We start from the raw sequence: 2,106 nt of genomic DNA on the forward strand, positions 1-2,106 counted from the left end.
ATGCATTCTTATGCGTTTTTTTTAACTTTTTGTATATATCTTACTTTGATCGTCTATCTAGATTTGCAAAGTTTGGGAAGTTCACCTCTCTGTTAAAATTGCTTACAGAGGGGTGATTTTTTTTATTTTCTGTAGAGACACGATCGAGTACATATTCGACACGTTTGCGAGTGACTTCGAGTGACTTTATCAAAAATATGAGCACTTTATTTTGTATAATCAATTGGTTATTTATTTTATTTATATCCCACCCCAGGCACCAATCATATCATTTATGGTTGTTTAGTCTTCTCAACTTCCAAAAGCATCTTTGCAGCATCTTCAGCTGCTTTTACCTTGTCGCTTGCAAATATAATCTTTCCTTTTTCATCTATAAGATAGGTTGTACGCACCGTTCCCATATAGGTTTTTCCGTAATTTTTCTTTTCTTTCCATGCATCATAAGCTGATATTACCTGAGTGGATTCGTCACTTAAAAGCGTAATAGAAAGATCATGTTTACTCTCAAAATTTTTATGTGATTTAACACTGTCCTTGCTGATGCCGATTATTATGGTGTTGAATTTTTCAAATTCCTTATGTAGCAGAGAATATGAGCACGCCTGCTTAGTTCATCCAGGTGTATTATCTTTCGAATAAAAGTAGAGTAGAACTTTATTTCCTAAATAATCAGATAAAGTGTGTAATTTTCCGTTCTGATCCTTAAGTGAAAATTCAGGAGCTTCTGTATTTATTTCAAGCATAAAAATCCTTTTGTTGATAAGTTCAAATTAAGTATAGTAAATATTAAGAAAATTATTTTTTTTAAATAAAAAAATCCTGACACAGAAGACCTGTGTCAGGTAAGATATATGAACGATTAATTTGAAGCTCTACTATTTAAACTTGTAGACTATATGTCTATCTAAAGGAGTGTTAGGAGTTATTATGGGATTTAAATGAGAAAACTGTGGCATATGTGGACAGTCTGGATAGAATTCAGGCTCAATGCATAAACCACTCTGATTCTTGTACACCTGACCATCATCTCTTGCAATAATTCTGTTTGTACCTTCGTTTATATAGTTTCCAGAATAAAGCTGGAAAGCAGGATAATCTGTTGCAACTTCCAGAGATAATTTGCCATCTTCTGATGTTAGTTTGATAAATGATTTATTTAAATCACCATCAATTAAGAATGGATGGTCATATCCAAGACATGCTGCCATCTGATCATCCTTTCTAAAATCCTGTCCAATTGTTTTGGGCTTTCTGAAGTCAAAAGCTGTGTTCTCTACTTTTCTAACCTCTCCAGTTGGTATTGATGTTTCATCAAGAGGTAAGAATGAATCTGAATCAATCTTCAATGTATGATTCAGAACAGATGAATTCTTTCCATTAAGATTGAAATATGCATGATTTGTTATACATGCATAAGTCTTCTTATCGGTTTTTCCTATGTAATGCATATCAAGTTCATTACTGTCATTTAGTGAGAAAACAACAGTCAGCTCGAAATTACCAGGAAAACCCATATCCATATCAGGAGAACTGATAACATAAGTTAATGAGTTGTCAGTTTTTGATAGTAATGTAAAGCGTCTCTTGTCAAATCCTTCAATACCACCGTGCAGGCAGTGCTTTGCACCAGAATCCAATTTGTATTCAACACCATCAATAGTGAATTTTGAGTTTGCAATTCTGTTTGCAAAACGACCTATTGTTGCATTAAAGAAACATTGTTGTGTAAGCCATTGAGATGGATCTTCAAGACCTAGCAGAACTTCACGTTTATCTTCACCATCTACTGGCACCTTTATTGAAACAATGGTAGCGCCAATATCCATTACAGTAACGCACATTCCGTTTTTGTTGCATAGTGTTTCAAGTTTTGGATTCAGCGAATTTAAAGCAGACATAATTATCTCCTCTTGTGAAGCATTTATATAATAACATGAATTTTTTAAAAAGTATGTAACCGTTTACAAAATAGTAGCAGTTACGCATCAAATTCCCCACTTTTTTAGTGGTTCCGAATATAACAGTATCTTGATTGTATTATAGTTTGATCTAATACATTTCTTTTTTTCTTTCATCTCTGCTTGTTTAAATTCTAGTTTGCCTTTG

2 protein-coding genes are annotated in these 2,106 nt (G+C 33.2%); both read right to left on the bottom strand.

What is annotated here, in order from left to right; genetic code table 11:
- Window positions 1–272 precede the first annotated feature (272 nt).
- Window positions 273–743 carry a peroxiredoxin gene (locus tag J5V48_RS09615; RefSeq protein ID WP_255557799.1) on the bottom strand — a complete coding sequence of 157 codons (471 nt, stop codon included), beginning with the start codon at window positions 741–743 and terminating at the stop codon, window positions 273–275.
- 132 nt (window positions 744–875) lie between these two features.
- The gene (locus J5V48_RS09625) at window positions 876–1,898 is read right to left on the bottom strand and encodes an aldose epimerase family protein (RefSeq protein WP_219938409.1); all 1,023 of its coding nucleotides are present in this window, start codon (window positions 1,896–1,898) and stop codon (window positions 876–878) included.
- Window positions 1,899–2,106: the final 208 nt, after the last annotated feature.

This window comes from Succinivibrio faecicola (assembly GCF_019448115.1).
GTDB lineage: Bacteria > Pseudomonadota > Gammaproteobacteria > Enterobacterales > Succinivibrionaceae > Succinivibrio > Succinivibrio faecicola.

Coding starts and splice junctions, on each gene's coding strand:
- J5V48_RS09625 (WP_219938409.1), bottom strand. CDS start 1,898: ATGTCTGCTTTAAATTCGCTGAATCCAAAACTTGAAACACTATGCAAC.